We start from the raw sequence: 1,927 nt of genomic DNA on the forward strand, positions 1-1,927 counted from the left end.
TAGCCGCTGAAGGCTGACTGGTGTTACCGGCGGCATCAGTGACCGTGGTGGTGATGCTGTGGCTGCCGTCGGCCAGTACCGGCAGGGTGCTGCTCCAGCTGCCGTCGCTGCCCGCGGTGGCGGTGCCGATGGCTTTACCGTTGTCGAGGATAGTGACGGTGTCGCCGGCTGCCGCGGTCCCTTTCAGGACCGGGGTGGTGTCGTTAGTATCTGCTCCGGCCAGATTCTTACCGTTACCGTCGGTCAGTTCGACATCACCGGCTGCTGCCGGCGCCGTGGTCTCGACCGTGACAGGGATCGCGGCCGAAGGCTGACTGGTGTTACCGGCGGCATCGGTGACCGTGGTGGTGATACTGTGGCTGCCGTCGGCCAGAGCCGGCAGGGTGCTGCTCCAGCTGCCGTCACTGCCTGCCGTGGCGGTACCGATGGCTTTGCCGTTGTCGAGGATAGTGACGGTGTCGCCGGCTGCCGCAGTCCCTTTCAGGACCGGGGTGGTGTCGTTAGTATCTGCTCCGGCCAGATTCTTACCGTTACCGTCGGTCAGTTCGACATCACCGGCTGCTGCCGGCGCCGTGGTCTCGACCGTGACAGGGATCGCGGCCGAAGGCTGACTGGTGTTACCGGCGGCATCGGTGACCGTGGTGGTAATACTGTGGCTGCCGTCGGCCAGAGCCGGCAGGGTGCTGCTCCAGCTGCCGTCGCTGCCCGCGGTGGCGGTGCCGATGGCTTTACCGTTGTCGAGGATAGTGACGGTGTCGCCGGCTGCCGCGGTGCCTTTGAGAACCGGGGTGGCATCGTTACTGGCTTTCCCGCTCAGATCGTCCCCGGCGGAATCGGTCAGCGTCACGTTGGCTGCTGCTGCCGGCGCCGTGGTATCGACCGTCACAGGAATGGCGGCCGAAGGCTGGCTGGTATTGCCGGCGGCATCGGTGACGGTGGTGGTGATGCTGTGGCTGCCGTCGGCCAGGGCCGGCAGGGTGCTGCTCCAGCTGCCGTCGCTGCCTGCCGTGGCGGTGCCGATGACTTTACCGTTGTCCAGAATAGTGACGGTGTCGCCGGCTGCCGCGGTCCCTTTGAGGATCGGGGTGGCATCGTTACTGGCTTTCCCGCTCAGATCGTCCCCGGCGGAATCGGTCAGCGTCACGTTGGCTGCTGCTGCCGGCACCGTGGTCTCGACCGTGACAGGGATCGCGGCCGAAGGCTGGCTGGTGTTACCGGCGGCATCAGTGACGGTGGTGGTGATACTGTGGCTGCCGTCAGTCAGGGCCGGCAGGGTGCTGCTCCAGCTGCCGTCGCTGCCTGCCGTGGCGGTACCGATGGCTTTACCGTTGTCGAGGATAGTGACGGTGTCGCCGGCTGCTGCGGTGCCTTTGAGGATCGGGGTGGCATCGTTACTGGTCTTCCCGCTGAGATCGCCTCCGGCGGAATCGGTTAAAATGGTATCGGTTCCAGGAGCAGGTGCCAAAGTAGTGATCACCGTGTTCACTGGTGCCGAAGGCTGGCTGGTATTGCCGGCGGCATCGGTGACGGTGGTGGTGATGCTGTGGCTGCCGTCGGCCAGGGCCGGCAGGGTGCTGCTCCAGCTGCCGTCACTGCCTGCCGTGGCGGTGCTGATGGCTTTACCGTTGTCGAGGATAGTGACGGTGTCGCCGGCTGCCGCGGTGCCTTTCAGGACCGGGGTGGTGTCATTTGTCTCCGCCCCGGACAGGTTATTACCGTTACCGTCGGTCAGTTCGACATCACCGGCTGCTGCCGGCGGTGTGGTCTCGACCGTGACAGGAATGGCGGCCGAAGGCTGGCTGGTGTTGCCGGCCGCATCGGTGACCGTGGTGGTAATACTGTGGCTGCCGTCGGCCAGGGCCGGCAGGGTGCTGCTCCAGCTGCCGTCACTGCCTGCCGTGGCGGTACCGATGGCTTTGCCGTTGTC

General features: G+C 65.7%; 1 protein-coding gene. It reads right to left on the reverse strand.

Annotation, left to right across the window (positions count from 1 at the left end; genetic code table 11):
• Positions 1-1,927 (reverse strand): Ig-like domain-containing protein (locus ABD035_RS00005; RefSeq protein ID WP_343866652.1); only part of this gene is annotated, 1,927 nt, incomplete at both ends.

Source organism: Tatumella terrea (assembly GCF_039523755.1).
GTDB lineage: Bacteria > Pseudomonadota > Gammaproteobacteria > Enterobacterales > Enterobacteriaceae > Tatumella > Tatumella terrea.